Consider the following 26,770-nt stretch of genomic DNA (forward strand, 5'->3'; position numbering starts at 1 on the left):
TTGTCATGTAAACGATTTACAATTAACTTATTTTTGTGGTAAAATGAAACTATGAGTAAAATGTATTATGCAGAAAATCCAGATGCAGCCCATGATGTTCACGAACTAAAGGTAGAACTATTAGGGGAAAAGATGACCTTTTTGACGGATGCCGGTGTCTTCAGTAAAAAAATGATTGATTTCGGTAGTCAGTTATTATTAAGATGTCTTGATGTCGAAAAAGGTGAAAAAATTCTTGATGTTGGTTGTGGCTATGGGCCAATTGGCTTGTCTTTAGTCAAGGCTTATGGTGCCCAAGCAACCATGGTTGACATCAATAATCGTGCCCTGGATTTGGCGCAACAAAATGCAGTAAAGAACAAGGTTCAAGCGACTATTTTTCAGTCCAATATTTATGAGCAAGTAGAAGGACAATTTGACCATGTCATTTCGAATCCGCCCATTCGTGCCGGTAAGCAAGTAGTCCACGAAATTATCGAGAAGAGTATTGACTATCTCGTAGATGGTGGTGATCTGACCATCGTTATTCAAAAAAAACAAGGAGCTCCAAGTGCCAAGAATAAAATGGAAGAAGTCTTTGGTAATTGTGAAGTTGTAAAGAAAGATAAGGGATATTATATCCTTAGAAGTGTGAAAGTATGAGAGCAGTAGACCTAATCCAGAAAAAAAGAGATGGCCAAGAACTCAGTTCAAGTGAAATTCAATGGCTGATCGAAGGTTATGTTGCAGGGACTGTTCCTGACTACCAGATGTCGGCCTTTGCTATGGCTGTTTTTTTTAAAGGTATGACTACACGTGAGATTTCTGACTTGACGATGAACATGGTTAAGACAGGTCAGGAATTCGATTTATCAGCCATCAAGGGCATAAAGGTCGATAAACACTCTACTGGTGGGGTTGGAGATAAAGTTACCTTGATTTTAGCTCCTTTAGTCGCTAGTTTTGGTGTTCCAGTTGCCAAGATGAGTGGTAGAGGTCTAGGTCATACTGGTGGTACGATTGATAAATTAGAATCTATCAAAGGATTCCAAGTCGAACGCAGTCAGGATGACTTTATCAAACAAGTTCAGGATATCGGGGTTTCAGTTATTGGTCAGTCTAATCAATTAGTTAAAGCGGATAAACTTCTCTATGCACTACGAGATGTCACTGCGACAGTTGATACGATTCCCTTGATTGCTAGTTCTGTCATGAGTAAAAAGATTGCAGCTGGAGCTGATGCTATCCTTTTAGACGTAACAGTCGGTGAAGGTGCTTTTATGAAGACGGTCGATGAGGCTCGTGAATTAGCACAAACTATGGTAAATCTCGGTAAAGCTGTGGGACGAAAGACAGTCGCAGTCATTACAGATATGAGTCAACCTTTGGGACGTGCTATTGGGAATCGCTTAGAAATTCTAGAAGCTTTAGAAATCCTTCAAGGTAAAGGACGTGAAGATATTAGTCATTTCATCTGTGAATTAGCCCAGATTATGCTTTCTTTAGCAAATGTTGAAAAAACAGTCGAGGAAGTAAGGCAACATCTTGAAAATGGTCAGGCACTCAGGAAGTTTGAAGAGATGGTTGTAACTCAAGGTGGGGATTTAGACGATCTTTATCGACCAGTAAAAGTTGACCACGTAGTTGAGATTCCCGCTCAGGTAGATGGTGTTATTGAGGCTCTTCCAGCTATGGAGTTCGGTCTTTTCGCTATGAGATTAGGTGCTGGTCGTGCTGTTAAAACTGATACTCTTGACTATGAGACAGGGATTGTTTTTGAGAAGAAAGTTGGAGATTCTGTCAAAAAGGGTGAAATTGTCGCAAAAGTATATGCTAATGGCAAAATTTCTCCTGAACTAGTTACAGATTTTCAAAAATATGTTAAAATTAAAATAAGTGACGAAGTGATAAAAACAAGAGAAATTATAGAAATTATCTCCTGATTTAAGGAAAATCCGAAATGAAATTAAATAAATACATTGATCATACACTTTTGAAGCAAGATGCGACAGAAAAACAAATTGATTGTTTGCTATCTGAAGCTAGAGATTATGATTTTGCGAGTGTCTGTGTAAATCCTTGCTGGGTTTCTCACGCAAAGGCAGGACTTGCAGACACAGATGTGAAGGTTTGTACAGTTGTAGGCTTTCCTCTAGGTGCGACTATATCAGCTGTTAAAGCATTTGAAACCAAAGAAGCTATTCAGAATGGTGCAGATGAGATTGATATGGTTATCAATGTGGGTGCACTCAAATCAGGAAATAGTGATTTAGTTGAGTCAGATATTCGAGCAGTTGTTGAAGCGAGCGGAGACAAACTTGTTAAAGTTATTATTGAAGCTTGTTTGTTAACGGATGAAGAAAAAGTTTTGGCTTGCCAATTGGCCCAAAAAGCTGGTGCAGACTTTGTAAAGACTTCTACAGGTTTTTCAACAGGTGGCGCTACGTTACCAGATGTTAAACTAATGCGTCAGACAGTTGGTCCTGATATGGGGGTCAAAGCAGCTGGTGGCGCTCGTTCTTATGCAGATGCAGTTGCCTTTGTTGAAGCGGGGGCTACACGAATCGGAACATCTTCTGGTGTAGCAATCTTAAAAGGAGAGTTGGCTGATGGCGACTACTGAGTTGATTGATTTAGCGATTGAAACTAGTAAAAAAGCTTACGTTCCCTACTCACATTTTCCGATTGGCGCTGTTTTGGTAGCCAAGGACGGAAGTATCTATACAGGGGTTAACATTGAAAATGCTAGTTTCTCTTTGACCAACTGTGGCGAAAGGACGGCAATCTTTAAGGCGGTTTCTGAAGGACAACGAGAGTTTTCAGAATTGATTGTCTATGGGGAAACTGAGAAACCTATTTCGCCTTGCGGTGCTTGTCGCCAAGTCATGGTCGAATTTTTTAAACCAGATCTAAAGGTGACCTTAGTTGCCAAAGATAAAACGACGGTCGAGATGACGGTCGGGGAATTACTTCCATATTCTTTTACAGACTTACATTAGTCTGCGTCACTCCTTGAGTGACAAGGTCCTAGTGACCAATCTATCCATACTTGCAACTTAGTTGCGCATCTTATTTAGGAGGTTCAGTAATGAACAAGAAACAATGGCTAGGCCTTGGTCTAGTTGCAGTAGCAGCATTTGGACTTGCTGCATGTGGTAATCGCTCTTCTCGTAACGCGGCTTCATCTTCTGATTTGAAGACAAAAGCAGCTATCGTTACAGATACTGGTGGTGTTGATGATAAATCATTCAACCAATCAGCTTGGGAAGGTCTACAAGCTTGGGGTAAAGAACACAACCTTTCAAAAGACAATGGTTTCACTTACTTCCAATCAACAAGTGAAGCTGACTACGCTAACAACTTGAACCAAGCGGCTGGAAGCTACAACTTAATCTTTGGTGTTGGTTTTGCCCTTCACAACGCTGTTGAAGAAGCAGCAAAAGAACACTCAGATAAAAACTATGTTTTGATTGACGATGTGATCAAAGATCAAAAGAACGTAGCAAGCGTAACATTTGCAGATAACGAAGCAGCTTACCTTGCAGGTGTAGCAGCAGCTAAAACTACTAAAACAAAACAAGTTGGTTTTGTAGGTGGTATGGAATCTGAAGTTATTTCTCGTTTCGCAGCTGGTTTCAAAGCTGGTGTTGAATCAGTTGACCCATCTATCAAAGTTCAAGTAGACTACGCTGGTTCATTTGGTGATGCCGCTAAAGGTAAAACAATCGCTGCAGCTCAATACGCTGCAGGTGCAGACGTAATCTACCAAGCAGCTGGTGGTACTGGTGCTGGTGTCTTCTCAGAAGCTAAATCTTTGAATGAAAGCAAAAATGAAGACGAAAAAGTTTGGGTTATTGGTGTAGACCGTGACCAAGTTGAAGAAGGTAAATACACTTCTAAAGACGGAAAAGAAGCTAACTTCGTACTTGCTTCTACTTTGAAACAAGTTGGTACAACTGTACAAGATATCGCAAACAAAGCTGAAAAAGGTGAATTCCCTGGTGGACAAACTATCGTTTACTCATTGAAGGATAAAGGTGTTGATTTAGTAACAACTAACCTTTCAGAAGAAGGTAAAAAAGCTGTTGAAGATGCAAAAGCTAAAATCCTTGACGGTAGCATTAAAGTTCCTGAAAAATAAATAAAGGAAGTCATTTCTTAGGAAGCGGCCTGGGGCCGCTTCTTTAAGAATTGAGACAAATCATTTTGTCTCAATAGAGCTTGCTAAGTTTCTTTAGCAGGTTTTATTGAAACAAAATAAAACTCTGAAAGGAAGAGCACATGGCACACGAAAATGTCATTGAGATGCGTGAAATTACCAAGGTTTTTGGTGAATTTGTTGCTAACGACAAGATTAACCTCGAACTGCGCAAAGGTGAAATTCATGCACTTTTAGGAGAAAATGGAGCTGGGAAGTCCACTCTTATGAATATGCTAGCAGGGCTTCTTGAACCGACTAGTGGTGAAATTGTGGTCAACGGTCAAGTTGTGAAACTAGACTCTCCATCAAAAGCCGCTAGTCTAGGGATTGGAATGGTCCACCAGCACTTTATGTTGGTAGAGGCATTTACAGTCGCTGAAAATATCATTTTGGGAAGTGAAATGACCAAAAATGGTGTTCTAGATATTGCTCGAGCAACTCGAGAAATTAATGAATTATCTGAACGCTATGGGTTAGCGGTAAATCCGTCTGCCAAAGTAGCTGATATCTCTGTCGGAGCTCAACAACGTGTTGAAATCCTGAAGACACTTTATCGTGGTGCTGATATTCTCATCTTTGACGAACCTACTGCCGTATTAACGCCATCAGAAATTGATGAGTTGATGGCTATCATGAAAAACTTGGTTAAAGAAGGCAAATCCATTATCTTGATTACCCACAAGTTGGATGAAATTCGTGCGGTATCTGACCGTGTTACGGTTATCCGTCGTGGGAAATCTATCGAAACAGTTGAGATTGCTGGTGCGACTAACGCTGACTTGGCTGAGATGATGGTGGGACGTTCTGTTTCTTTCAAAACTGCTAAAGAAGCATCACATCCAAAAGAAGTTGTTCTTTCTATTAAGGACTTGGTTGTAAATGAAAACCGAGGTGTTCCTGCTGTTAAAAATCTTTCACTAGATGTTCGAGCTGGTGAGATTGTCGGAATTGCAGGGATTGATGGCAATGGTCAGTCAGAATTAATCCAAGCAATCAAAGGTCTTCGTAAAATTGAGTCTGGTAGTGTGGAATTGAAGGGGCAATCCATCGTAGGTTTACACCCTCGCCAAATCACAGAAATGAGTGTTGGTCACGTTCCTGAAGATCGCCACCGTGATGGTTTGGTTTTGGAAATGATGATTTCTGAAAACATTGCCCTTCAAACTTACTACAAGGAACCGCTTAGCAAGAAGGGAATCTTAAACTATTCCAACATCATTAACTATGCAAAAGAATTAATGCAGGAGTTCGATGTTCGTGCTGCTAGCGAGATTGTACCAGCATCAGCTCTTTCAGGGGGGAACCAACAAAAAGCTATCATTGCTCGGGAAGTTGATCGAAACCCTGATCTCCTCATCGTCAGCCAACCAACTCGTGGTTTGGACGTCGGTGCCATTGAGTACATTCACAAACGCTTGATTCAAGAACGTGATAATGGGAAAGCTGTCCTTGTAGTCAGCTTTGAACTAGATGAAATTCTAAATGTCTCAGATAGAATCGCTGTTATCCACGATGGTAAGATTCAAGGAATTGTTACACCAGAAACAACCAACAAGCAAGAGCTTGGTGTCTTGATGGCTGGTGGTGAATTGGAAAAGGAGAAGAGTGATGTCTAAAAAATTACAACAAATTTCTGTTCCCTTGATTTCTGTTATTTTAGGGATTTTACTCGGAGCCATCGTCATGTGGATTTTTGGCTACGATGCTATTTGGGGTTACGAGGAGTTGTTCTACACAGCCTTTGGTAGTGTTCGTGGTATTGGTGAAATCTTCCGTGCAATGGGGCCATTAGTTTTGATTGCTCTAGGATTTGCAGTTGCAAGTCGTGCTGGATTCTTTAACGTTGGTCTTCCAGGACAAGCACTCGCTGGTTGGGTTATGAGTGGTTGGTTCGCTCTTTCTAATCCAGATTTGCCACGTCCATTGTTGATTCTTGCGACAGTTGTGATTGCTCTAGTTGCTGGAGGAATCGTTGGTGCTATTCCTGGTATTTTAAGGGCCTATCTGGGAACATCTGAAGTTATCGTAACAATCATGATGAACTACATTGTTCTCTATACAAGTAACGCCTTTATCCACTCTTTCCCAAAAGATATCATGCAAAGTACAGACTCATCTATCCGAGTAAGTGCAAACGCAACTTATCAAACACCTTGGCTTGCTGAGTTAACAGGAAACTCTCGTATGAATATTGGGATTTTCTTTGCTATCATTGCAGTAGCAGTTATTTGGTTCTTGCTTAAGAAGACAACTCTCGGTTTTGAAATCCGTGCAGTTGGTCTCAATCCAATTGCTTCTGAGTACGCAGGTATTTCAGCGAAACGTACCATTATTCTATCAATGATTATTTCTGGTGCCCTTGCAGGACTTGGTGGAGCAGTAGAAGGACTTGGTACCTTCCAAAACGTATACGTTCAAGGTTCATCATTGGCAGTTGGATTTAATGGTATGGCGGTAAGTCTTCTTGCTTCAAACTCACCAGTTGGAATTCTATTTGCAGCCTTTCTTTTCAGTGTTCTTCAAGTAGGTGCTCCTGGTATGAATGCTGCACAAGTACCATCTGAGCTTGTAAGTATCGTTACAGCCTCAATTATCTTCTTTGTCAGCGTTCACTACATCATCGAACGCTTTGTCAAACCAAGAAAACAACTAAAAGGAGGTAAATAAGGATGTCGATTACAACAATGTTAACCCTTATGGTTTCTTCAATGTTGATTTACTCAGCACCACTTATTTTCACAAGTATCGGAGGAGTTTTCTCTGAGCGTGGTGGGGTTGTTAACGTTGGTCTTGAAGGAATCATGGTCATGGGTGCCTTTTCTGGAGTTGTTTTTAACCTTGAATTTGCACAAGATTTGGGAGCATTAACTCCTTGGTTGGCTCTTCTAGTTGGTGGATTAGTCGGAGCTATCTTTTCACTGATTCACGCAGTAGCTACAATTCATTTCCGTGCTGACCATGTTGTCAGTGGTACCGTTCTTAACTTAATGGCGCCAGCTTTGGCAGTCTTCTTGGTGAAGGTGCTTTATAACAAGGGACAAACGGATAACTTAACGCAAACTTTTGGACGTTTTGATTTCCCTCTTTTGGCTAATATCCCAGTTATCGGAGATATCTTCTTCAAGTCAACAAGTTTACTTGGTTACCTAGCAATTGCCTTCTCATTCTTAGCGTGGTTTATCCTCTTTAAGACTCGCTTTGGACTTCGCCTCCGTTCAGTTGGTGAACACCCACAAGCAGCAGATACTTTGGGGATTAATGTCTACAAGATGAGATATCTTGGAGTTGTGATTTCAGGTTTCCTTGGAGGAATCGGTGGAGCTATCTACGCTCAGTCAATTTCTGTTAACTTCTCAGTTACAACCATCGTTGGGCCTGGATTTATCGCACTTGCTGCTATGATCTTCGGTAAATGGAATCCTGTTGGTGCTATGCTTTCAAGTCTCTTCTTTGGGCTATCTCAAAGTTTGGCAGTTATCGGTTCTCAGCTTCCTTTCTTGCAAGGAGTACCAGCCGTTTACTTACAAATCGCACCATATCTCTTGACCATTGTCGTCCTAGCAGCCTTCTTTGGTAAAGCTGTTGCGCCGAAGGCAGATGGTATCAACTATATCAAGTCTAAATAACATAAAAACGTCAGTTGAAACTGACGTTTTATTTTTTTGGTTCTTGGTGCGTTAGGTTAAGTCCCCAAGGAATGAGATTTTCTGTTTTACTTTGGATACGTTTGATATTGTCCTTGTGGCGTACAATTACTAGACTTGCAAGACCAATAATAATCACAGTAAAAAGTAGGTCATAACTAGTTAAAATAAATCCAAAGAGAGGAAACAGAAGGACGCCAATAATTGCAGCAATAGCAGCAGAGATACTAGAGAGGGAAATCATACTTCCTAGATAAAGAATTCCAAAGAAAATGACTGCAAGGTAAAGGCAAAAGAGAGGAGCAAAACCAAAAATAACTCCTGCGCTGGTTGCAACAGCCTTACCACCCTTAAATTTGGCAAAGATAGGGAAGGTGTGGCCAATGACTGCTAAAAGTCCAAAGACGATTGGCGAAATTCCATGAACATGGAAGATGAGTGGAAGTAGAGTGGCTAAAGTACCTTTAAAGAAATCAATTGCAAAGGTTGCCATACCAGCTTTCTTCCCAAGGATTCGGAAAGTATTGGTCGTTCCAGTATTACCGGACCCATGTTCTCTAAGATTGATATTAAAGAAGGCTTGTCCAATCCAAAGTCCTGAAGGGATTGAACCCAATAAATAAGCTAAAATTAATAATACTATTGTCATCATGTTTCTATTATACCATGAAATGAGAGAGAATCCGAACTAAATTTTTCCTCAGTTTGTGACATCTGATACTTTATGCAACTAGAAATTTTTCAGATAAACGCTTTGGTTAATCCAAAAACTAAGGAAAAGTTTTAAAAATTCATGAAAGTTTCAGAAATGCTTTATATTTATGTTTATTTATGCTATAATGGGAACAATTATTTTTAGGAGGTGGAGTATGTCTTACTTATTCGAGATATTACCAAGTTTATTGAGCGGTGCGACAATGACTTTACAAGTTTTTGCACTGGTCTTACTCTTTTCAATCCCTTTAGGCATTTTGGTTGCCTTTTGCTTACAGGTCCATTGGAAACCCCTCCATTACATGATTGATGTTTATATCTGGGTGATGCGTGGAACACCCTTACTTTTGCAGTTGATTTTTATTTATTATGTCCTGCCAAGTATCGGAATTCGACTCGACCGAGTACCAGCAGCCATTATTGCCTTCACGCTTAATTATGCAGCTTATTTTGCAGAAATATTCCGTGGAGGGATTGCAACCATTCCTCAGGGGCAATATGAGGCAGCGAAAGTTTTAAAATTCAATCCTATCGATACCGTTCGCTATATCATCTTGCCACAGGTGACCAAGATTGTCCTACCAAGTGTATTTAACGAGGTTATGAGTTTGGTTAAAGATACTTCTTTGGTATATGCACTCGGTATTTCAGATTTAATCCTAGCCAGTCGAACTGCGGCCAATCGTGATGCTAGCTTGATTCCGATGTTTCTAGCGGGAGCTATCTATCTTCTAATGATTGGTGTTGTTACAATCCTAGCTAAGAAACTTGAGAAAAAGTTCAGCTACTATAGATAGGAGGTTATCCATGTTAGAGTTAAGAAATATTAGCAAAAAATTTGGAAAAAAAGAAATTTTATCCAATTTCAGTTTAACAATTCCTGAAAAGCAGATTTTGGCCATCGTTGGACCTTCTGGTGGTGGAAAGACAACCTTGCTTAGAATGTTAGCTGGACTTGAAACTATTGATTCAGGAGAGATTTTTTATAACGGAGAATCATTACCTTTGGATGAACTTGAAAAGCGTCACTTATTAGGTTTTGTTTTTCAAGATTTTCAGCTCTTTCCGCACCTTTCCGTTATGGAAAATTTGATTTTGTCGCCCATCAAGACTATGGGGATGTCTGAAGCAGATGCTAAGAAGAAGGCGGTAGAATTACTAACTCGTCTAGGTCTTGAAGCACACGCGGATGCTTATCCCTACTCCTTATCTGGTGGTCAAAAGCAACGGGTTGCCTTAGCACGGGCTATGATGATCGATCCAGAAGTGATTGGTTATGATGAACCAACTTCTGCCCTTGATCCAGAGTTGCGCCTCGAAGTTGAAAAACTGATTTTACAAAATAGAGAATTAGGCATGACTCAAATTGTGGTAACCCACGATCTCCAGTTTGCAGAGAATATCGCTGACCAGATTCTCAAAGTAGAGCCTAAGTAGGAGGTGTCTATGAATCGAAAGAAAATCAGCCTTGTTTTGGTATTCTTTCTTGCTTTTTTCCTGGTAGGATGCACTCAAAAAGCTAGTGATCCCAAAGTCGATAATTGGGAAAAATACCAACAACAGGGAACAATTACCATCGGATTTGACAATACTTTTGTTCCTATGGGTTTTGAAGAAAAGAATGGGCAATATGCTGGATTCGATATTGATTTAGCACAAGCTGTTTCTGAGAAACTTGGCTTTAAGGTCCAGTTTCAACCCATTGATTGGGATATGAAGGAAACAGAGCTTCAAAACGGGACCATTGATGCAATTTGGAACGGCTATTCCGCAACAGATGAACGCCGTGAGAAGGTAGCTTTTACCATTCCTTATATGGAGAATCAGCAGGTTCTTGTCTCTAAGAAATCACAAAATATCCAATCAGTGTCTGATATGGCAGGTAAAGTTTTAGGTGCTCAGGCAGGTTCTTCGGGTTATCTAGATTTTGAAGCTCAGCCTGACCTTTTGAAAAATATCGTAAAAGATCAGAAGGCTAACCAATATCAGAGTTTTAATGAAGCCTTGATTGACCTGCAAAATGATCGGATTGATGCACTATTAATTGACCGTGTTTATGCCAACTATTATCTTAAAACTGAAGGAATCATAGACCAGTATGAGATTTTCCCAGCTGGTTTTGAGAGTGAATCCTTTGCAGTAGGAGTAAGACCGGCTGATAAGACCTTGTTAGCAAATTTGAATAAAGCTTTTGTCGAGCTTTATCAAGAAGGAAAATTCCAAGAAATCAGCCAGAAATGGTTTGGCGAAGATGTGGCTACTAGCCAAATTAAAGGAAAAGAAAACTAAGATGTATATCTTGGTTTCTTTTTTTGGTGAAGATGGACGATTTTTGCTAAAAAGGACTTGGGAATAGGCTTTTTAACTAGAAAAACTTTGCAAAATCCCTAGAAAACCTGTAAAATAGAAAAGATGAACAAATAGGAGGTTCCTTGTGTCAAAAAAGGAAATCAATATTAACAATTATAATGATGACGCCATTCAGGTACTAGAAGGGTTGGATGCGGTCCGTAAACGTCCAGGGATGTATATCGGATCGACCGATGGTGCTGGACTTCATCACCTAGTCTGGGAAATCGTGGATAATGCGGTTGACGAAGCCTTGTCTGGATTTGGTGATCGCATCGATGTGACGATTAATAAAGACGGTAGTTTAACGGTTCAAGACCATGGGCGTGGGATGCCAACTGGTATGCACGCTATGGGGATTCCGACAGTTGAGGTTATCTTTACTATTCTTCATGCTGGGGGAAAATTCGGACAAGGTGGTTACAAGACCTCTGGTGGTCTCCACGGAGTTGGATCTTCTGTCGTCAATGCCCTCTCTAGTTGGCTCGAAGTAGAAATTACTCGTGATGGAACAGTTTATAGACAGCGTTTTGAAAATGGTGGGAAGCCCGTAACAACTCTTGAAAAGGTTGGCACAGCACCTAAATCTAAGACAGGTACAAAAGTGACCTTTATGCCGGATGCTAGTATCTTTTCTACGACAGACTTCAAGTACAATACCATTTCAGAGCGTCTCAATGAGTCTGCTTTTCTCTTGAAAAATGTAACCTTGTCATTAACGGACAAGCGAACAGACGAGTCAATCGAGTTCCACTATGAGAATGGGGTTCAGGACTTTGTTTCCTACCTCAACGAAGACAAGGAAACCCTGACACCAGTTCTCTACTTTGAAGGCGAAGACAATGGTTTCCAAGTAGAAGTAGCCCTTCAGTATAATGATGGATTTTCAGATAACATCCTGTCCTTTGTCAATAACGTTCGCACTAAGGACGGTGGAACGCATGAGACAGGACTTAAGTCTGCTATTACCAAAGTCATGAATGACTACGCCCGTAAGACAGGTCTTCTCAAGGAAAAGGATAAAAATCTTGAAGGGTCCGATTACCGTGAAGGATTAGCAGCCGTTCTTTCTATTCTAGTCCCTGAAGAACACTTGCAGTTTGAAGGACAGACTAAGGATAAACTAGGAAGTCCCCTTGCTCGTCCTGTTGTAGATGGAATTGTGGCTGATAAGTTGACCTTCTTCCTCATGGAAAATGGAGAACTAGCTTCTAACCTGATTCGCAAGGCTATCAAGGCGCGCGATGCTCGTGAAGCAGCACGTAAGGCGCGTGATGAGAGCCGAAATGGCAAGAAGAATAAGAAAGACAAGGGCTTGCTTTCTGGGAAATTAACCCCAGCCCAGTCTAAAAATCCAGCAAAGAACGAGCTCTACTTAGTCGAGGGGGATTCTGCCGGTGGTTCTGCTAAGCAAGGTCGTGACCGCAAGTTCCAGGCTATCTTGCCTCTTCGTGGTAAGGTTATCAATACAGCCAAGGCCAAGATGGCTGATATCCTGAAAAATGAAGAAATCAATACCATGATTTATACCATCGGTGCGGGTGTTGGAGCAGATTTCTCACTTGAAGATGCTAACTATGACAAGATTATTATCATGACCGATGCTGATACCGACGGTGCCCATATCCAGACCTTGCTCTTGACATTTTTCTACCGTTACATGCGTCCACTAGTTGAGGCAGGTCATGTTTATATCGCCCTTCCGCCTCTTTACAAGATGTCAAAAGGGAAAGGTAAGAAAGAAGAAGTGGCCTACGCTTGGACAGATGGTGAGCTAGAAGAACTTCGCAAGCAGTTCGGTAAAGGTGCTACCCTTCAACGCTACAAGGGTCTTGGTGAGATGAATGCGGACCAGCTCTGGGAAACAACCATGAATCCAGAAACTCGCACCCTCATCCGTGTTACGATTGAAGACCTAGCACGCGCAGAACGTCGCGTCAATGTCCTAATGGGTGATAAGGTCGAACCACGTCGTAAGTGGATTGAAGATAATGTCAAGTTTACGCTGGAAGAGAGCGGGGAGATGGTTTTTTGAGATTCTAGATTGGATTTTTGTAAGAAGAACAATAGTGGTAAAAGAAATTGATATCAAAGCTATTTTAATTCTTTTTACTTTAAAGTTATACGAGGTACGTAACGTATGAAAGATATTTGGTCATTGATTGATACTAGCAGTAAGGGTGAAATTTTTAAAGATTTTCCGGATGAGGAACTTCTTGGTTTGTTGAAAGACTATTATTTAGGAAATAAAAAATTAGTAGATTTAATATATATCTATGACCTACAAACTACTCCTTCACTTATACGAAAACATTTCCCTAAAATAATGATAGGTGAAAAATGCGAAAAATGTGGCAATGAAAAATATAAAGAGTTACCAACTAAAGCTGGTTTTAAAGATTTTGTCAAAAATATCGACTCTGATTTACATTTTAATGAACCAAGATGTACTATTTGCGGACATATTCAAGATGATGTAGATTGCTTATGCATGGACTGTAGAATTAAGAAACGCGAATTAATTTTGAAATCATTTAGTTTTGAGGAACCTAAAAGACTTGTAAAATTCAAGTTGAAGGAAAGATTAATTCTAGCCGTAATTTTACAAGGATTAAAAATTAGTAACGGAAGTTCTGACTGTAGATACGAGTCTCAAATATTTCCACAGCTTTTCTTTGAAGATGATTACATAGAAGAAATTCGTTATCTTTGCAAAAATAATATTTTAGTTGTTTCACCATCAAGTTCTATTGAAGCTTTTGTTAAACCGTCAGAGTCACTAAGTTATCCAAATGAATTTTACATACGTAAGGTGAGTTATTCGTTAAAAAATTTAGAACTTATGTTTGGAAGTGATGAAAATTGGTTTGAAGATCTTAAGTTTCCTCATAACTTATCTTATTCTTTAGAAGAAAAACAAGAATTATGGAAGTATATCGTTACTAATGAATTACTCAAACTATTCAATTATCAGTTTCAAAATTATAATTTTCATTATAAATGGGATAAAGAAGGTTGTGAGAAGCAAATTGATGCTATCAAAACAGAAATTCGAACTTTACTTGTCAAAAATAGGTATACACCCGCACAAATATATGCAATTTTATGGATAGGTATTAGACAAAGTATTGCAAATAGAGAAAAAATTAAGGCGAAAGGATATCCACTTCATCATAAAAATGATGATGTACAATTTGTTATTTCCTATGGAATTCATAATTTTTTAAAGTATAACACAGAGATTAAGGAATTTGAGTTCCCAACATCAGGGGAAGTATCTGTAGTCACAAGAATATTTTTTGAACAAATATTAAAGCAACAAAATTGGTTCTATACAAAATATCCTGATAATATAGAAGATATAAATCTAGATAAGTTTTTATCTGAATTATCTGATGAGAAAAAACAGGAACTAAAAAAAAGAATAAATAGTGAAGAAAACGAAGAATAATATTTTCTTAAACTATGAATAATTTCTTGTAGAATAGAGTAAATTAATGAGTTAGATTCAGTATGCTGAAAAGAGACTTCCCATCGTTAACTAAATAAAGTATATAATTTAAAATTTTTAAACTACAGAAAGGATAGTTTAGTTATATAAAATAACGGAACACTTTCGTCTATAAAAAACTACTCTATATTCTTTGAAAGGAGTTGAACACGCCCTAAATACTGTGTGAAAAAGATAAATTCTCTTGAGAGCATCGCTCCCTGCAAGAATTTCCTGTTTTCAATTTGTATTTTACGGGCTTTGTATCCTATATGAGTAATATCCAAAACATGTCCCTTGAGGACATCATGGGAGAGCGCTTTGGGCGCTACTCCAAATACATCATTCAAGACCGGGCTTTGCCAGACATTCGTGATGGCTTGAAGCCGGTTCAGCGTCGTATTCTTTATTCGATGAATAAGGATGGTAATACTTTTGACAAGAGTTACCGTAAATCAGCCAAGTCTGTCGGGAACATCATGGGTAATTTCCACCCACACGGAGATTCTTCTATCTATGATGCCATGGTTCGTATGTCTCAGGACTGGAAGAACCGTGAGATTCTAGTTGAAATGCACGGGAACAATGGTTCTATGGACGGAGATCCACCTGCGGCTATGCGTTATACCGAGGCACGTTTGTCTGAAATTGCAGGTTATCTCCTACAAGATATCGATAAAAAGACAGTTCCTTTTGCTTGGAACTTTGACGATACCGAAAAAGAGCCAACTGTCTTGCCAGCGGCTTTTCCAAACCTTTTGGTCAATGGTTCAACCGGGATTTCAGCTGGTTATGCCACAGATATTCCACCGCATAATTTGGCTGAGGTCATTGATGCGACAGTCTACATGATTGATCATCCGACTGCCAAGGTAGATAAGTTGATGGAATTCTTGCCGGGACCAGATTTCCCCACAGGTGCCATTATCCAAGGCCGTGACGAAATCAAAAAGGCCTATGAAACTGGTAAAGGGCGCGTGGTTGTTCGTTCTAAGACGGAAATTGAGAAGCTTAAAGGTGGTAAGGAACAAATCGTTATCACTGAGATTCCTTATGAAATCAATAAGGCTAACTTGGTCAAGAAAATCGATGAAGTCCGTGTTAATAATAAAGTGGCAGGTATCGCTGAGGTTCGTGATGAGTCTGACCGTGATGGTCTTCGCATCGCTATCGAACTCAAAAAAGATGCGAACACGGAACTTGTTCTCAACTACCTTTTCAAATACACTGACTTGCAAATCAACTACAACTTCAACATGGTTGCGATTGACAATTTCACGCCTCGCCAGGTTGGAATTGTACCAATCTTGTCTAGTTATATCGCCCACCGTCGTGAAGTTATCTTGGCGCGTTCTCGCTTTGACAAGGAAAAGGCTGAAAACCGTCTCCATATCGTGGAAGGTTTGATTCGCGTTATCTCGATTTTGGATGAAGTCATTGCCCTTATCCGTGCTTCTGAGAATAAGGCTGATGCAAAGGAAAACCTCAAGGTCAGCTATGAATTTACCGAAGAACAGGCTGAAGCTATCGTTACCTTGCAACTTTATCGTTTAACGAATACAGACGTAGTTGTCTTGCAGGAAGAAGAAGCAGAACTTCGTGAGAAGATTGCTATGCTTGCGGCTATCATCGGTGACGAACGAACTATGTACAATCTCATGAAGAAAGAACTCCGTGAGGTCAAGAAGAAATTTGCGACTCCGCGCTTGAGTACTTTAGAAGATACAGCAAAAGTCATCGAGATTGATACAGCTAGTCTAATCGCTGAAGAAGATACTTACGTCAGCGTGACGAAGGCAGGTTACATCAAGCGTACTAGTCCTCGTTCTTTCGCAGCTTCTACCTTAGAAGAAATTGGGAAACGGGATGACGACCGCTTGTTATTTGTACAATCAGTTAAAACCACTCAACATCTATTAATCTTTACAACGCTTGGGAATGTTATTTACCGCCCTGTCCATGAGTTAGCAGATATTCGTTGGAAGGATATCGGGGAGCACTTGAGCCAAACAATTACAAACTTTGAAACCAATGAAGAAGTGCTCTATGTTGAAGTTGTGGATCAGTTTGAGGATGCGACAACCTACTTTGCAGCGACTCGCCTTGGACAAATCAAACGTGTAGAACGTAAAGAATTTTCTCCATGGAGAACCTACCGTTCTAAATCTGTTAAGTTCGCTAAGTTGAAAGACGATAGTGACCAGATTGTAGCAGTAGCACCAATCAAGCTAGATGATGTCCTATTAATCAGTAAAAATGGCTATGCTCTTCGCTTTAATATCGAAGAGGTTCCAGTTGTTGGAGCCAAGGCTGCAGGTGTCAAAGCTATGAATCTGAAAGCAGATGATGAGCTTCAAGCTGCCTTTATCTGCAATACTTCATCCTTCTATCTGTTAACGCAACGTGGAAGCTTGAAACGTGTATCAACAGAGGAAATTCCAGCGACTAGTCGTGCTAAGCGAGGTCTTCAAGTTTTGAGAGAATTGAAGAGTAAACCACATCGCGTCTTCTTGGCCGGTGCTGTCTTAGAACAAGGATTTATCGGAGATCTCTTCAGTACAGAAGTAGAAGATGGCGAACAAACTCTTGTTATCCAATCAAATAATGGAACGATTTACGAAGCAATTCTGCAAGATTTGAATCTATCAGAGCGCACAAGTAATGGAAGCTTTATCTCAGATACTATTTCAGACGAGGAAGTTTTCGATGCCTATCTCAAAGAAGTCTTTAAAGAAGAAAAAGATAATTCATAAGAAAATCAGTCCTAGTGACTGATTTTTTATAAATAAAATTTTCAGAAAATTACAAATAATACTTGAATTTTTAGGAGAATAGTGTAGAATAGAACACAAAGCCTGATTAGAATAAAGGAGATTGTCATGACAGTTACGATTGATTGGGAAAATCTCGGTTTTTCCTATATGAAACTACCTTATCGTTATATCGCTTATTTTAAAGATGGACAATGGACACAGGGGGAATTAACAGAAGATGCAACCTTGCATATTTCAGAATCATCTCCAAGTCTTCACTATGGACAGCAAGCATTTGAAGGATTGAAAGCCTATCGTACAAAGGATGGTAGCGTACAACTCTTCCGTCCAGATGAAAATGCTAAACGTCTACAACGTACTTGTGATCGTCTTTTGATGCCTCAAGTTCCAACAGAAATGTTTGTAGAAGCATGTAAAGCAGTTGTTCGTGCCAATGAAGAATACGTACCGCCTTATGGAACAGGTGGAACCCTTTACCTCCGTCCACTTTTGATTGGTGTCGGAGATATCATCGGGGTAAAACCAGCCGAGGAGTATATTTTCACTATCTTTGCTATGCCAGTTGGAAATTACTTTAAGGGTGGTTTGGTTCCAACAAACTTCTTGATTCAAGATGAGTATGATCGTGCTGCACCAAATGGAACTGGAGCTGCCAAGGTCGGTGGGAACTATGCAGCTAGTCTTTTACCAGGAAAAATGGCTAAATCCCGTCATTTCTCAGATGTTATTTATCTTGACCCATCAACCCACACCAAGATTGAAGAAGTCGGTTCAGCAAACTTCTTTGGGATTACAGCTGACAACGAGTTCGTAACGCCACTGAGTCCATCAATCTTGCCATCCATTACCAAGTACTCATTGCTTTACTTGGCAGAGCATCGTTTAGGCTTGAAGCCTGTTGAGGGAGATGTACCAATTGACAGCCTTGATCGATTTGTAGAAGCAGGTGCCTGTGGAACAGCAGCAGTAATTTCGCCAATTGGGGGAATCCAACACGGTGATGATTTCCATGTTTTCTACAGTGAAACAGAGGTTGGTCCAGTGACTCGTAAACTATACGATGAATTGACAGGTATCCAATTTGGTGACATTGAAGCACCAGAAGGCTGGATTGTAAAAGTAGATTAAACATTATTAAAGGAGATCTTTATGAAAACGAAAAAATGGATGTTAACAGCAGGAGTTGTCCTGAGTACAGCAGTTCTTCTTGTGGCTTGTGGGAAAGCTGACAAGGAAGCAGACGCACCTACTACCTTCTCTTACGTCTATGGAGTAGACCCATCATCTTTGGACTACAGTATTGCAACTCGTACTTCAACAACGGATATTATTGGTAACGTTGTTGATGGATTGTTGGAAAACGATGAATATGGAAATTTGGTTCCTTCACTAGCAGAAGACTGGAGTGTCTCACAAGACGGTTTGACTTATACTTATAAACTTCGTAAAGGGGTTAAATGGTACACGTCAGAAGGTGAAGAATACGCTGAAGTAACTGCGCATGACTTTGTTACTGGACTAAAACACGTAGCAGATGGTAAATCAGACGGTGTCACTCTTATTCAAAACTCCATTAAGGGCTTGAATGAATATATGACTGGTGAGACTAATGACTTCTCTACAGTTGGGGTTAAGGCATTGGATGACTACACAGTCCAGTATACTCTTAATGCACCTGAAAGTTTCTGGAATTCGAAAGTAACTTCAGCAACTATGTTGCCGGTAAACGAGGAATTCCTCAAAGCTTCAGGCAAGAACTACGGAGCAGTAAGTCCATCTGGTATTCTTTATAACGGTCCGTATATCCTGAAGACATTGACTTCAAAATCTTTAATCGAATACGAAAAGAACCCAAATTATTGGGATAAAGAGAAGGTTAAAATTGAGAAAGTAAAATTGACCTACTATGATGGTTCAGACCAAGAATCATTAATCCGTAGCTTCTCTTCAGGTGTTTATACAACAGCTCGTATCTTCCCAAGTAGCTCAAACTTTGCTTCTACATTGGAACAATACGGAGATAAAATTACATACAGTCCACAGGATTCAACTAGTTATTACTTTACCTTTAACGTAAACCGTCAATCTTACAATAAGACTGCGAAAACAAGTGAAGAACAGAAAACTTCTACAAAAGAAGCGATGTTGAACAAGGACTTCCGTCAAGCAATCAACTTTGCTTTCAACCGTCATTCATATGCTGCACAGCTCAATGGTGAAGATGGTGCGGACAAGATTATTCGTAACAGTCTAGTTCCAGATAACTTTGTACAATCTGGTGGTAAAAACTTTGGTGACATCGCTCAAGCAGAATTGGTCAACTATGGAGACCAATGGAAAGGCGTTGAGCTTGTAGACGGAAAAGATACCATCTACAATCCAGACAAAGCCAAAGCTTTATTCGAAAAAGCTAAGAAAGAATTGGAAACAAAAGGTGTAACCTTCCCAATTCATTTGGATGTTCCAGTTGAACAGACAGATACAATTGCCGTTCAACAAAGCAATTCCTTCAAACAATCAATCGAGTCAACTCTTGGTTCTGAAAATGTCGTGATCGATGTTCTTCAAATGACCGATAACGAAAAGGAAAGTATTACATCGCAGGCGCGTGTTCCAGCTCAAAAAGACTATGACTTGAACAGTACTGGATGGGCTCCAAGTTACCAAGATCCAGCAAGTTATCTCAATATCATGGATCCTAAGACAGGTTCTGCTATGAAACACCTTGGTATTACGAAAGGTAAAGACAAGGAAGTAGTAGCTCAACTTGGTCTGGACGAATATAAGAAACTCTTGGATGATGCAGTTTCAGAAACAAACGATTTGGACAAGAGATATGAAAAATATGCTAAGGCTCAAGCATGGCTCACTGATAGTTCTCTCTTGATGCCAACAGCTTCATCAGGTGGCTCACCAGTTGTCAGCAACGTCGTTCCATTCTCTAAACCATACTCACAAGTAGGTATTAAGGGTGATCCATATATCTTCAAGGGAATGAAATTGCAAAAAGAAATTGTATCTGCTAAAGAATATCAAGCAGCTCTTGAAAAATGGCAAAAAGAAAAATTGGAATCAAACAGTAAATATCAAAAAGAACTAGAAAGTCATGTCAAATAAAACAGACTAGTATTTTTGGAATAAAGGGGCCTATATGGAATGGATTAAACTAATAGGGATAGTTATTATTGTGGTTGGTTTTAGCTATAAATTAGATACCATCGCAACGGTAGTCTTAGCTAGTTTAGTTACAGCTCTAGTTTCTGGAGTTTCTCTTGTTGAGTTCTTGGAAATTTTAGGAAGAGAATTTAGCAATCAACGAGTTCTTACGATTTTTATGGTAACCTTGCCCTTGGTTGGTTTATCTGAAACTTTTGGACTCAAGCAACGTTCAATTGACTTGATTCAAAAGATTAAAGGACTGACCGTAGGAAGTTTTTATACCGTTTATTTCTTTTTTCGGGAACTTGACAGTTTCTTTGCCATTCGTATCGGAGGGCAGCCGCAGTTTGTAAGGCCTCTGGTTCAACCCATGGGACAAGCAGCGGCAGAGTTACAATTAGGTAGAAAATTAACGGAGCAGGAGAGCGAAGCGCTAAAAGCGCGTGCAGCAGCAAATGATAATTTTGCAAATTTCTTTGCTCAGAATACTTTCGTTGGTGCAGGTGGTGTCCTCTTAGTTGGGGGCACTCTGGACCAATTAGGTTACGAAAGTAATTATGCAGGAATCGCTTCGGCTTCTCTTATTGTTGCAGGAGTTGCCCTGCTTGTGGTAGGGATTTACAATTACTTATTTGATAGAAAACTGCTAGCGAATAAGCTTAGTAAAGGAAAAGATGAATGAACAATCTAGCAAGACAGTTATTAGAGTTAACCTATATTGTGATTGGTTGTCAATTTCTTCATACGGCCTACTGTAGCTATAAAGACAAAACAAACCCAGTTCGATATGGAACAGCTGGGTTTTGGGCTTTATTGGGAATCAGTTTTATTGGTGGTTCCTATCTACCATCTATCTGTATTGGAATTATCGTAGTGCTCTTAGCCCTACTAACACTCTTTAAACAGGTTCGTATCGGAACCTTACCGTCTCTGGATGAAGTCAAGGCAAACTTTGAAGCTAAACGGTTGAAGAATAAAATTTTTATTCCGGTCATGCTGATGGCTTTGATTGCTTTAGTATTAGCAAAAATGATCCCAGAGTTTAGTAAGATTGCTATCAGTCTTGCAGCATTTTTAGCAACCATTTCTCTTTTATTGATTACTAAGAGTTCTCCTAAAAGCTTATTATCAGAAAATAATCGCATGGTTCAGCAAGTCTCAACTAGTGGGATTGTTCCCCAACTTTTAGGAGCTTTGGGGGCTATTTTTACTGTAGCTGGAGTTGGAGATTTAATGTCACATCTGATAAGTGGTTTTGTGCCTTCGGGGAGTCGGTTGATGGGTGTAGTGGCTTATGTGTTGGGAATGGTTCTATTTTCAATGATTATGGGAAATGCCTTTGCGGCCTTTACTGTCATTACTGCTGGAATTGGTGTTCCCTTTGTATTTTCCTTGGGAGCAGATCCAATCGTGGCGGGTGCTCTTGCTATGACAGCAGGTTGTTGTGGGACTCTATTAACCCCAATGGCTGCCAATTTCAATACTCTACCTGTAGCCCTTTTGGATATGAAAGATCCAAATGGCGTTATCAAAGCACAAGTAGGAGTAGCTATTGTCATGATTGTCATACATGTATTTCTGATGTACTTTTTGGCATTTTAGTAAAGGAAATAAAATGAAAATATTAGTTACAGGATTTGATCCTTTTGGTGGTGAAAAGGTCAATCCAGCTCTAGAAGCAGTTAAATCATTACCGTCTGAAATCAATGGTGCAGAGCTTCATTGGGTAGAAATCCCAACAGTCTTTTATAAATCAGCAGAGGTTTTAGAAGCAGAAATAAATCGATACCAGCCAGATGTTGTGCTTTGCATTGGACAAGCAGGAGGAAGAGCGAGTTTAACTCCTGAGAGAGTTGCTATTAATCAAGATGATGCTAGAATTCCAGATAACCAAGGAAATCAACCGATTGACACTCCAATTCGCCTTGATGGAGAAGCCGCCTATTTTAGCACACTCCCTATCAAAGCAATGGTACAAGCCATAAAAGAAGAAGGGCTACCTGCTTCAGTATCCAATACAGCTGGAACCTTTGTTTGCAATCATCTGATGTATCAGGTTCTCTACTTAGCGGATAAGAAATTTCCCAATATGAGAGCAGGATTTATGCATATTCCCTATATGACAGAACAAGTGGTAAATAAGCCTAATACTGCATCCATGTGCTTAAGAGATATTGTCCGAGGCATCGAAGCTGCTATTGGTGCTATCGTGGACCATAAAGATAAAGATTTGAAGTTGGTCGGAGGGACGACTCACTAATGATTCAATTTTCAAATTAAAAAATTTTCTATTTTATTCCTTAAACTCTCTGTCAAGATAAGCATGACAGAGAGTTTTTTCTTGCTAGATTAGGGAATTTCTTGTAAAATAGAAAAAGTGAAAAGAGGTATGGTATGAGTAAAAAAGACAAAAAAATTGAGATTCAATTATCAGATGCTAAAGTAGTAGTTGGAAAAGATAAGTACGATGGTTATACTTTAATGATTGGAAAAAAATTAATCGGTGAAATTGCCGAACTAGATGACCAATTTGCAATCATAAAGAATGGAAATGTCGATAGTTTTTACAAGAATCTTGAAAAAGCTGTGGAAATATTGATTGAGAACTATAATTTAGCAAAATAATGCTTGTTTTTTGCAAATTTTCATGATATAATAGTTTTCGTTGATTGTCGGAGAGATAGCGAAGAGGCTAAACGCGGCGGACTGTAAATCCGCTCCTTCGGGTTCGGGGGTTCGAATCCCTCTCTCTCCATATCATCAATGGGGTATAGCCAAGCGGTAAGGCAAGGGACTTTGACTCCCTCATGCGTTGGTTCGAATCCAGCTACCCCAGTTCTTAGGTAATAAATTCAAGATAAAAAGAAAAATATCTTAGGGTATTTTATTTTTATAATTGAAGGACGTTCGAGATGTTCATGTCGTTGCGGGTGCTTAGGAAAAAAATTATAAGTATGTCAAGTTAAAAAACTTGATTGTTGGAGGATTTTTTAGATGAATGAATTTGAAGATTTGCTAAATAGCGTTAGCCAAGTTGAACCTGGTGATGTTGTTAGTGCTGAAGTATTGACAGTTGATGCTAATCAAGCTAACGTTGCAATCTCTGGAACTGGTGTTGAAGGTGTCTTGACTCTTCGCGAATTGACAAACGATCGCGACGCAGATATCAATGACTTTGTAAAAGTAGGTGAAGTATTTGATGTTCTTGTACTTCGTCAAGTAGTTGGTAAAGATACTGATACAGTAACATACCTTGTATCTAAAAAACGCCTTGAAGCTCGCAAAGCATGGGACAAACTTGTAGGACGCGAAGAAGAAGTTGTTACAGTTAAAGGAACTCGCGCTGTTAAAGGTGGACTTTCAGTAGAATTTGAAGGTTTGCGTGGATTTATCCCAGCTTCAATGTTGGATACTCGTTTTGTACGTAACACTGAGCGTTTTGTAGGTCAAGAATTTGAAGCTAAAATTAAAGAAGTTGACCCTAAAGAAAACCGCTTCATCCTTTCACGTCGTGAAGTTGTAGAAGCAGCTACTGCTGCAGCTCGTGCTGAAGTATTCGGTAAATTGGCTGTTGGTGATGTTGTGACTGGTAAAGTTGCACGTATCACAAGCTTCGGTGCTTTCATCGACCTTGGTGGTGTTGATGGATTGGTTCACTTGACTGAATTGTCACACGAACGTAACGTTTCACCTAAATCAGTTGTAACTGTTGGTGAAGAAGTTGAAGTGAAAATCCTTGATCTTAACGAAGAAGAAGGACGTGTATCACTTTCACTTAAAGCAACAACACCTGGACCATGGGATGGCGTTGAGCAAAAATTGGCTAAAGGTGACGTTGTAGAAGGTACAGTTAAACGTTTGACTGACTTTGGTGCGTTTGTTGAAGTATTACCAGGTATCGATGGACTTGTTCACGTATCACAAATTTCACACAAACGTATTGAAAATCCAAAAGAAGCTCTTACTGTTGGTCAAGAAGTTACTGTTAAAGTTCTTGATGTTAACGCTGATGCAGAACGCGTATCACTTTCTATCAAAGCTCTTGAAGAACGTCCAGCTCAAGAAGAAGGACAAAACGAAGAAAAACGTGCTCCACGTCCACGTCGTCCAAAACGTCAAGAAAAACGTGACTTTGAACTTCCAGAAACACAAACTGGATTCTCAATGGCTGACTTGTTCGGTGACATCGAACTTTAATCAATCAGATTTAATTATAAATCCTTTGTTGTTAAAACAAGGGATTTTTCTTTTTTCAACTAGTATTTTTTGATATAATGGTTTTATGTTATATTCCGAAAAAGAATCAATTTATCAGATGGTAAATGCCCAGCTCACTGCGCTTTTAGATACCGAGTCTAATGTATTGGCTAATCTTTCAAATGCTAGTGCTCTTCTAAAAATGAACTTTCCTCATACTGTTTTTTCAGGATTCTATTTATATGACGGAAATGAGCTCATTTTAGGACCTTTTCAAGGTGGAGTTTCATGTGTTAGAATCCCACTTGGAAAAGGAGTTTGTGGGGAGTCTGCGGCTATCCGTCAAACAGTTATCGTTGGGGATGTAAAGACCTATCCCAACTATATTTCTTGCGATAGTAGTGCTCATAGTGAGATTGTTCTTCCAATGGTAAAAGATGGACAGCTTCTCGGAGTGTTAGATTTGGATTCATCTTGTGTAGATGATTATGATCACATTGATCAACAGTATTTAGAAGAGTTTGTTACCATTTTGTTAGAAAAAACAGAATGGACATTTTCAATGTATGAGGAGAAAGCATAATGTATCAGGCGCTTTATCGAAAGTATAGAAGTCAAAATTTTTCACAGCTAGTGGGCCAGGAAGTTATTGCTCGAACCCTTAAACAGGCTGTGGAACAAGATAAAATCAGTCATGCCTACCTATTTTCAGGTCCTCGTGGAACAGGTAAAACCAGTGTAGCCAAGATTTTTGCCAAGGCAATGAACTGTCCGAATCAAGAAGGGGGAGAACCTTGCAATAACTGTTATATCTGTCAAGCTGTCACAGAAGGAAGTTTGGAAGATGTTATCGAGATGGATGCGGCTTCTAATAATGGAGTTGATGAAATCCGTGATATTCGTGACAAATCAACTTATGCTCCGAGTATAGCTCAGTACAAGGTCTATATCATTGACGAGGTCCACATGCTTTCAACAGGTGCCTTTAATGCCCTTTTGAAAACACTGGAAGAACCTACTCCAAATGTCGTTTTTATACTGGCGACTACAGAGTTGCATAAAATTCCTGCAACTATCTTGTCTCGCGTTCAACGCTTCGAGTTTAAGTCTATTAAGACGCAGGATATTCGTGATCATATCTTCCAGATTTTGGAAAAAGAAGGAATTGATTACGAAACAGAAGCTGTTGAAATTATTGCTCGACGAGCTGAAGGCGGGATGCGGGATGCCTTGTCTATCTTAGACCAGGCATTAAGCTTAACACAAGAACCTACTCTTACTACAGCAGTTTCTGAGGAAATCACTGGGACCATTAGTTTAAGTGCTTTGGACGATTATGTTGCTTCTTTAGCACAAAAGAATGTAACAGGTGCTTTGGAACAACTTGATCTGATTTTTGAGAATGGAAAGAGCATGACACGGTTTATAGTGGATTTACTACAATACTTACGTGATATCTTAATTGTTCAAGCAGGTGGAGAGAATACTCACCATAGTGATGTATTTGAGAGAAATTTAGACCTTCCGCAGGATATCTTGTTTGAGATGATTAGTCTTGCTACTAAAAGTCTGGCTGATATTAAGGCTAGCTTACAACCTAAGATTTATGCTGAAATGATGACCATTCGTTTGGCAGAAATTGATTCACAGCCAGAACTTTCAGGTGTCGTGGCTGAAGAGCTATCTTCTCTTCGAGAAGAAGTTACACGATTGAAACAAGCTCTTGCCAATGTTGGTTCTAATCCTAAACAAACTGCTTCTACACCAAGTCGTCCGACGAACAGTAAGTCCATCTATCGTGTAGACAGAAACAAGGTGCAGTCTATTCTTCAAGAAGCGGTAGAAAATCCAGACTTAGCTCGTCAAAACCTAATTCGTCTTCAGAATGCTTGGGGTGAAGTTATTGAAAGCTTATCAGGACCAGATAAGGCACTTTTGGCTGGTTCTCAACCAGTTGCTGCTAATGAACACCATGCGATTTTGGCTTTTGAATCGAATTTCAATGCTGGTCAAACCATGAAACGAGACAATCTCAACACTATGTTTGGCAATATTCTTAGCCGAGCTGCTGGTTTTTCTCCAGAGATTCTCGCTATTTCCATGGAAGAATGGAAGGAAGTTCGAGCTGCATTTTCTAGCCGAGCTAAAGGTTCTCAAGAACAAGTCGCTAAGGAGGAGTCCGAGGAATCAATTCTTCCTCAAGGTTTTGAATTTTTAGCAGATAAAGTGACTATAACAGAAGACTAAAAGGAATTTGTGGTAA

General features: G+C 39.7%; 24 protein-coding genes and 2 tRNA genes. 25 read left to right on the forward strand and 1 reads right to left on the reverse strand.

Annotated features, from left to right (window positions below; all coding sequences use genetic code 11):
- Positions 1 to 51: 51 nt before the first annotated feature.
- The 8 genes from HMPREF1481_RS03335 to HMPREF1481_RS03370 all read left to right on the forward strand — a co-directional run bounded on the left by HMPREF1481_RS03335 (position 52) and on the right by HMPREF1481_RS03370 (position 7,806).
- Entirely contained in the window at positions 52 to 642 is a 591-nt protein-coding gene (locus tag HMPREF1481_RS03335; RefSeq protein WP_083936636.1) for a class I SAM-dependent methyltransferase, read from the forward strand.
- Positions 639 to 1,922: a pyrimidine-nucleoside phosphorylase gene (locus HMPREF1481_RS03340; protein ID WP_016465672.1), complete on the forward strand. Its 1,284-nt coding sequence runs from the start codon at positions 639 to 641 to the stop codon at positions 1,920 to 1,922. The genes HMPREF1481_RS03335 and HMPREF1481_RS03340 overlap by 4 nt, the downstream gene beginning before the upstream one ends.
- Positions 1,923 to 1,939: 17 nt before the next feature.
- A complete protein-coding gene (gene deoC / locus HMPREF1481_RS03345) occupies positions 1,940 to 2,602 on the forward strand; it encodes a deoxyribose-phosphate aldolase (RefSeq protein ID WP_016465673.1) in 663 nt (220 codons plus the stop codon).
- Positions 2,589 to 2,978 (forward strand): cytidine deaminase, encoded by a 390-nt coding sequence (locus HMPREF1481_RS03350; protein ID WP_016465674.1) that lies wholly within the window; start codon positions 2,589 to 2,591, stop codon positions 2,976 to 2,978. Before deoC ends, HMPREF1481_RS03350 begins: the two co-directional genes overlap by 14 nt.
- Positions 2,979 to 3,067: 89 nt before the next feature.
- Complete coding sequence (locus HMPREF1481_RS03355; RefSeq protein WP_016465675.1) at positions 3,068 to 4,120, forward strand: BMP family lipoprotein; 1,053 nt, start codon at positions 3,068 to 3,070, stop codon at positions 4,118 to 4,120.
- Between the two features lie 140 nt (positions 4,121 to 4,260).
- Complete coding sequence (locus HMPREF1481_RS03360) at positions 4,261 to 5,796, forward strand: ABC transporter ATP-binding protein (RefSeq protein WP_016465676.1); 1,536 nt, start codon at positions 4,261 to 4,263, stop codon at positions 5,794 to 5,796.
- On the forward strand, positions 5,789 to 6,847 hold the full coding sequence (locus tag HMPREF1481_RS03365) for an ABC transporter permease (RefSeq protein ID WP_016465677.1): 1,059 nt from the start codon (positions 5,789 to 5,791) through the stop codon (positions 6,845 to 6,847). Before HMPREF1481_RS03360 ends, HMPREF1481_RS03365 begins: the two co-directional genes overlap by 8 nt.
- A gap of 2 nt (positions 6,848 to 6,849) precedes the next feature.
- Positions 6,850 to 7,806 (forward strand): ABC transporter permease, encoded by a 957-nt coding sequence (locus HMPREF1481_RS03370; protein ID WP_016465678.1) that lies wholly within the window; start codon positions 6,850 to 6,852, stop codon positions 7,804 to 7,806.
- Positions 7,807 to 7,834: 28 nt separating this feature from the next.
- Here the strand turns inward: HMPREF1481_RS03370 and plsY are convergent, their stop codons facing one another.
- Positions 7,835 to 8,476 (reverse strand): glycerol-3-phosphate 1-O-acyltransferase PlsY, encoded by a 642-nt coding sequence (gene plsY / locus HMPREF1481_RS03375; RefSeq protein ID WP_016465679.1) that lies wholly within the window; start codon positions 8,474 to 8,476, stop codon positions 7,835 to 7,837.
- A gap of 217 nt (positions 8,477 to 8,693) precedes the next feature.
- Between plsY and HMPREF1481_RS03380 the strand changes: the two genes are divergently transcribed.
- The 17 genes from HMPREF1481_RS03380 (at position 8,694) to dnaX (ending at position 26,754) form a co-directional block, all read left to right on the forward strand.
- Positions 8,694 to 9,335, forward strand: a complete 642-nt coding sequence (locus HMPREF1481_RS03380; protein ID WP_006151191.1) for an amino acid ABC transporter permease — start codon at positions 8,694 to 8,696, stop codon at positions 9,333 to 9,335.
- 10 nt (positions 9,336 to 9,345) lie between these two features.
- Complete coding sequence (locus HMPREF1481_RS03385; protein ID WP_016465680.1) at positions 9,346 to 9,975, forward strand: amino acid ABC transporter ATP-binding protein; 630 nt, start codon at positions 9,346 to 9,348, stop codon at positions 9,973 to 9,975.
- Positions 9,976 to 9,984: 9 nt separating this feature from the next.
- The gene (locus tag HMPREF1481_RS03390; protein WP_016465681.1) at positions 9,985 to 10,827 is read left to right on the forward strand and encodes an amino acid ABC transporter substrate-binding protein; all 843 of its coding nucleotides are present in this window, start codon (positions 9,985 to 9,987) and stop codon (positions 10,825 to 10,827) included.
- A 145-nt stretch (positions 10,828 to 10,972) separates the two neighbouring features.
- Entirely contained in the window at positions 10,973 to 12,922 is a 1,950-nt protein-coding gene (parE, locus tag HMPREF1481_RS03395; RefSeq protein ID WP_016465682.1) for a DNA topoisomerase IV subunit B, read from the forward strand.
- 105 nt (positions 12,923 to 13,027) lie between these two features.
- Positions 13,028 to 14,338: a hypothetical protein gene (locus HMPREF1481_RS03400; protein ID WP_016465683.1), complete on the forward strand. Its 1,311-nt coding sequence runs from the start codon at positions 13,028 to 13,030 to the stop codon at positions 14,336 to 14,338.
- 311 nt (positions 14,339 to 14,649) lie between these two features.
- Positions 14,650 to 17,130: a DNA topoisomerase IV subunit A gene (gene parC / locus HMPREF1481_RS03405; protein ID WP_083936637.1), complete on the forward strand. Its 2,481-nt coding sequence runs from the start codon at positions 14,650 to 14,652 to the stop codon at positions 17,128 to 17,130.
- A 126-nt stretch (positions 17,131 to 17,256) separates the two neighbouring features.
- Entirely contained in the window at positions 17,257 to 18,279 is a 1,023-nt protein-coding gene (locus HMPREF1481_RS03410; protein WP_016465685.1) for a branched-chain amino acid aminotransferase, read from the forward strand.
- A 21-nt stretch (positions 18,280 to 18,300) separates the two neighbouring features.
- Positions 18,301 to 20,268, forward strand: coding sequence for a peptide ABC transporter substrate-binding protein (locus HMPREF1481_RS03415; protein WP_016465686.1), 1,968 nt, complete (start codon positions 18,301 to 18,303; stop codon positions 20,266 to 20,268).
- Positions 20,269 to 20,302: 34 nt separating this feature from the next.
- On the forward strand, positions 20,303 to 20,992 hold the full coding sequence (locus tag HMPREF1481_RS03420; protein ID WP_016465687.1) for a DUF969 domain-containing protein: 690 nt from the start codon (positions 20,303 to 20,305) through the stop codon (positions 20,990 to 20,992).
- Positions 20,989 to 21,912, forward strand: coding sequence for a DUF979 domain-containing protein (locus tag HMPREF1481_RS03425; RefSeq protein ID WP_016465688.1), 924 nt, complete (start codon positions 20,989 to 20,991; stop codon positions 21,910 to 21,912). Before HMPREF1481_RS03420 ends, HMPREF1481_RS03425 begins: the two co-directional genes overlap by 4 nt.
- A gap of 13 nt (positions 21,913 to 21,925) precedes the next feature.
- Positions 21,926 to 22,570, forward strand: a complete 645-nt coding sequence (gene pcp / locus HMPREF1481_RS03430) for a pyroglutamyl-peptidase I (RefSeq protein WP_016465689.1) — start codon at positions 21,926 to 21,928, stop codon at positions 22,568 to 22,570.
- A 134-nt stretch (positions 22,571 to 22,704) separates the two neighbouring features.
- Positions 22,705 to 22,935, forward strand: coding sequence for a DUF2969 domain-containing protein (locus HMPREF1481_RS03435; protein WP_006148690.1), 231 nt, complete (start codon positions 22,705 to 22,707; stop codon positions 22,933 to 22,935).
- Between the two features lie 49 nt (positions 22,936 to 22,984).
- Positions 22,985 to 23,065 (forward strand) — tRNA-Tyr (locus tag HMPREF1481_RS03440).
- A 9-nt stretch (positions 23,066 to 23,074) separates the two neighbouring features.
- A tRNA-Gln gene (locus tag HMPREF1481_RS03445) sits at positions 23,075 to 23,146 on the forward strand.
- A 158-nt stretch (positions 23,147 to 23,304) separates the two neighbouring features.
- Entirely contained in the window at positions 23,305 to 24,507 is a 1,203-nt protein-coding gene (rpsA, locus tag HMPREF1481_RS03450; RefSeq protein ID WP_006145742.1) for a 30S ribosomal protein S1, read from the forward strand.
- Between the two features lie 85 nt (positions 24,508 to 24,592).
- A complete protein-coding gene (locus HMPREF1481_RS03455; protein ID WP_016465690.1) occupies positions 24,593 to 25,090 on the forward strand; it encodes a GAF domain-containing protein in 498 nt (165 codons plus the stop codon).
- Positions 25,090 to 26,754 (forward strand): DNA polymerase III subunit gamma/tau, encoded by a 1,665-nt coding sequence (gene dnaX, locus HMPREF1481_RS03460; RefSeq protein ID WP_016465691.1) that lies wholly within the window; start codon positions 25,090 to 25,092, stop codon positions 26,752 to 26,754. Before HMPREF1481_RS03455 ends, dnaX begins: the two co-directional genes overlap by 1 nt.
- Positions 26,755 to 26,770 lie beyond the last annotated feature (16 nt).

It is taken from the genome of Streptococcus sp. HPH0090 (assembly GCF_000411475.1).
Lineage (GTDB): Bacteria > Bacillota > Bacilli > Lactobacillales > Streptococcaceae > Streptococcus.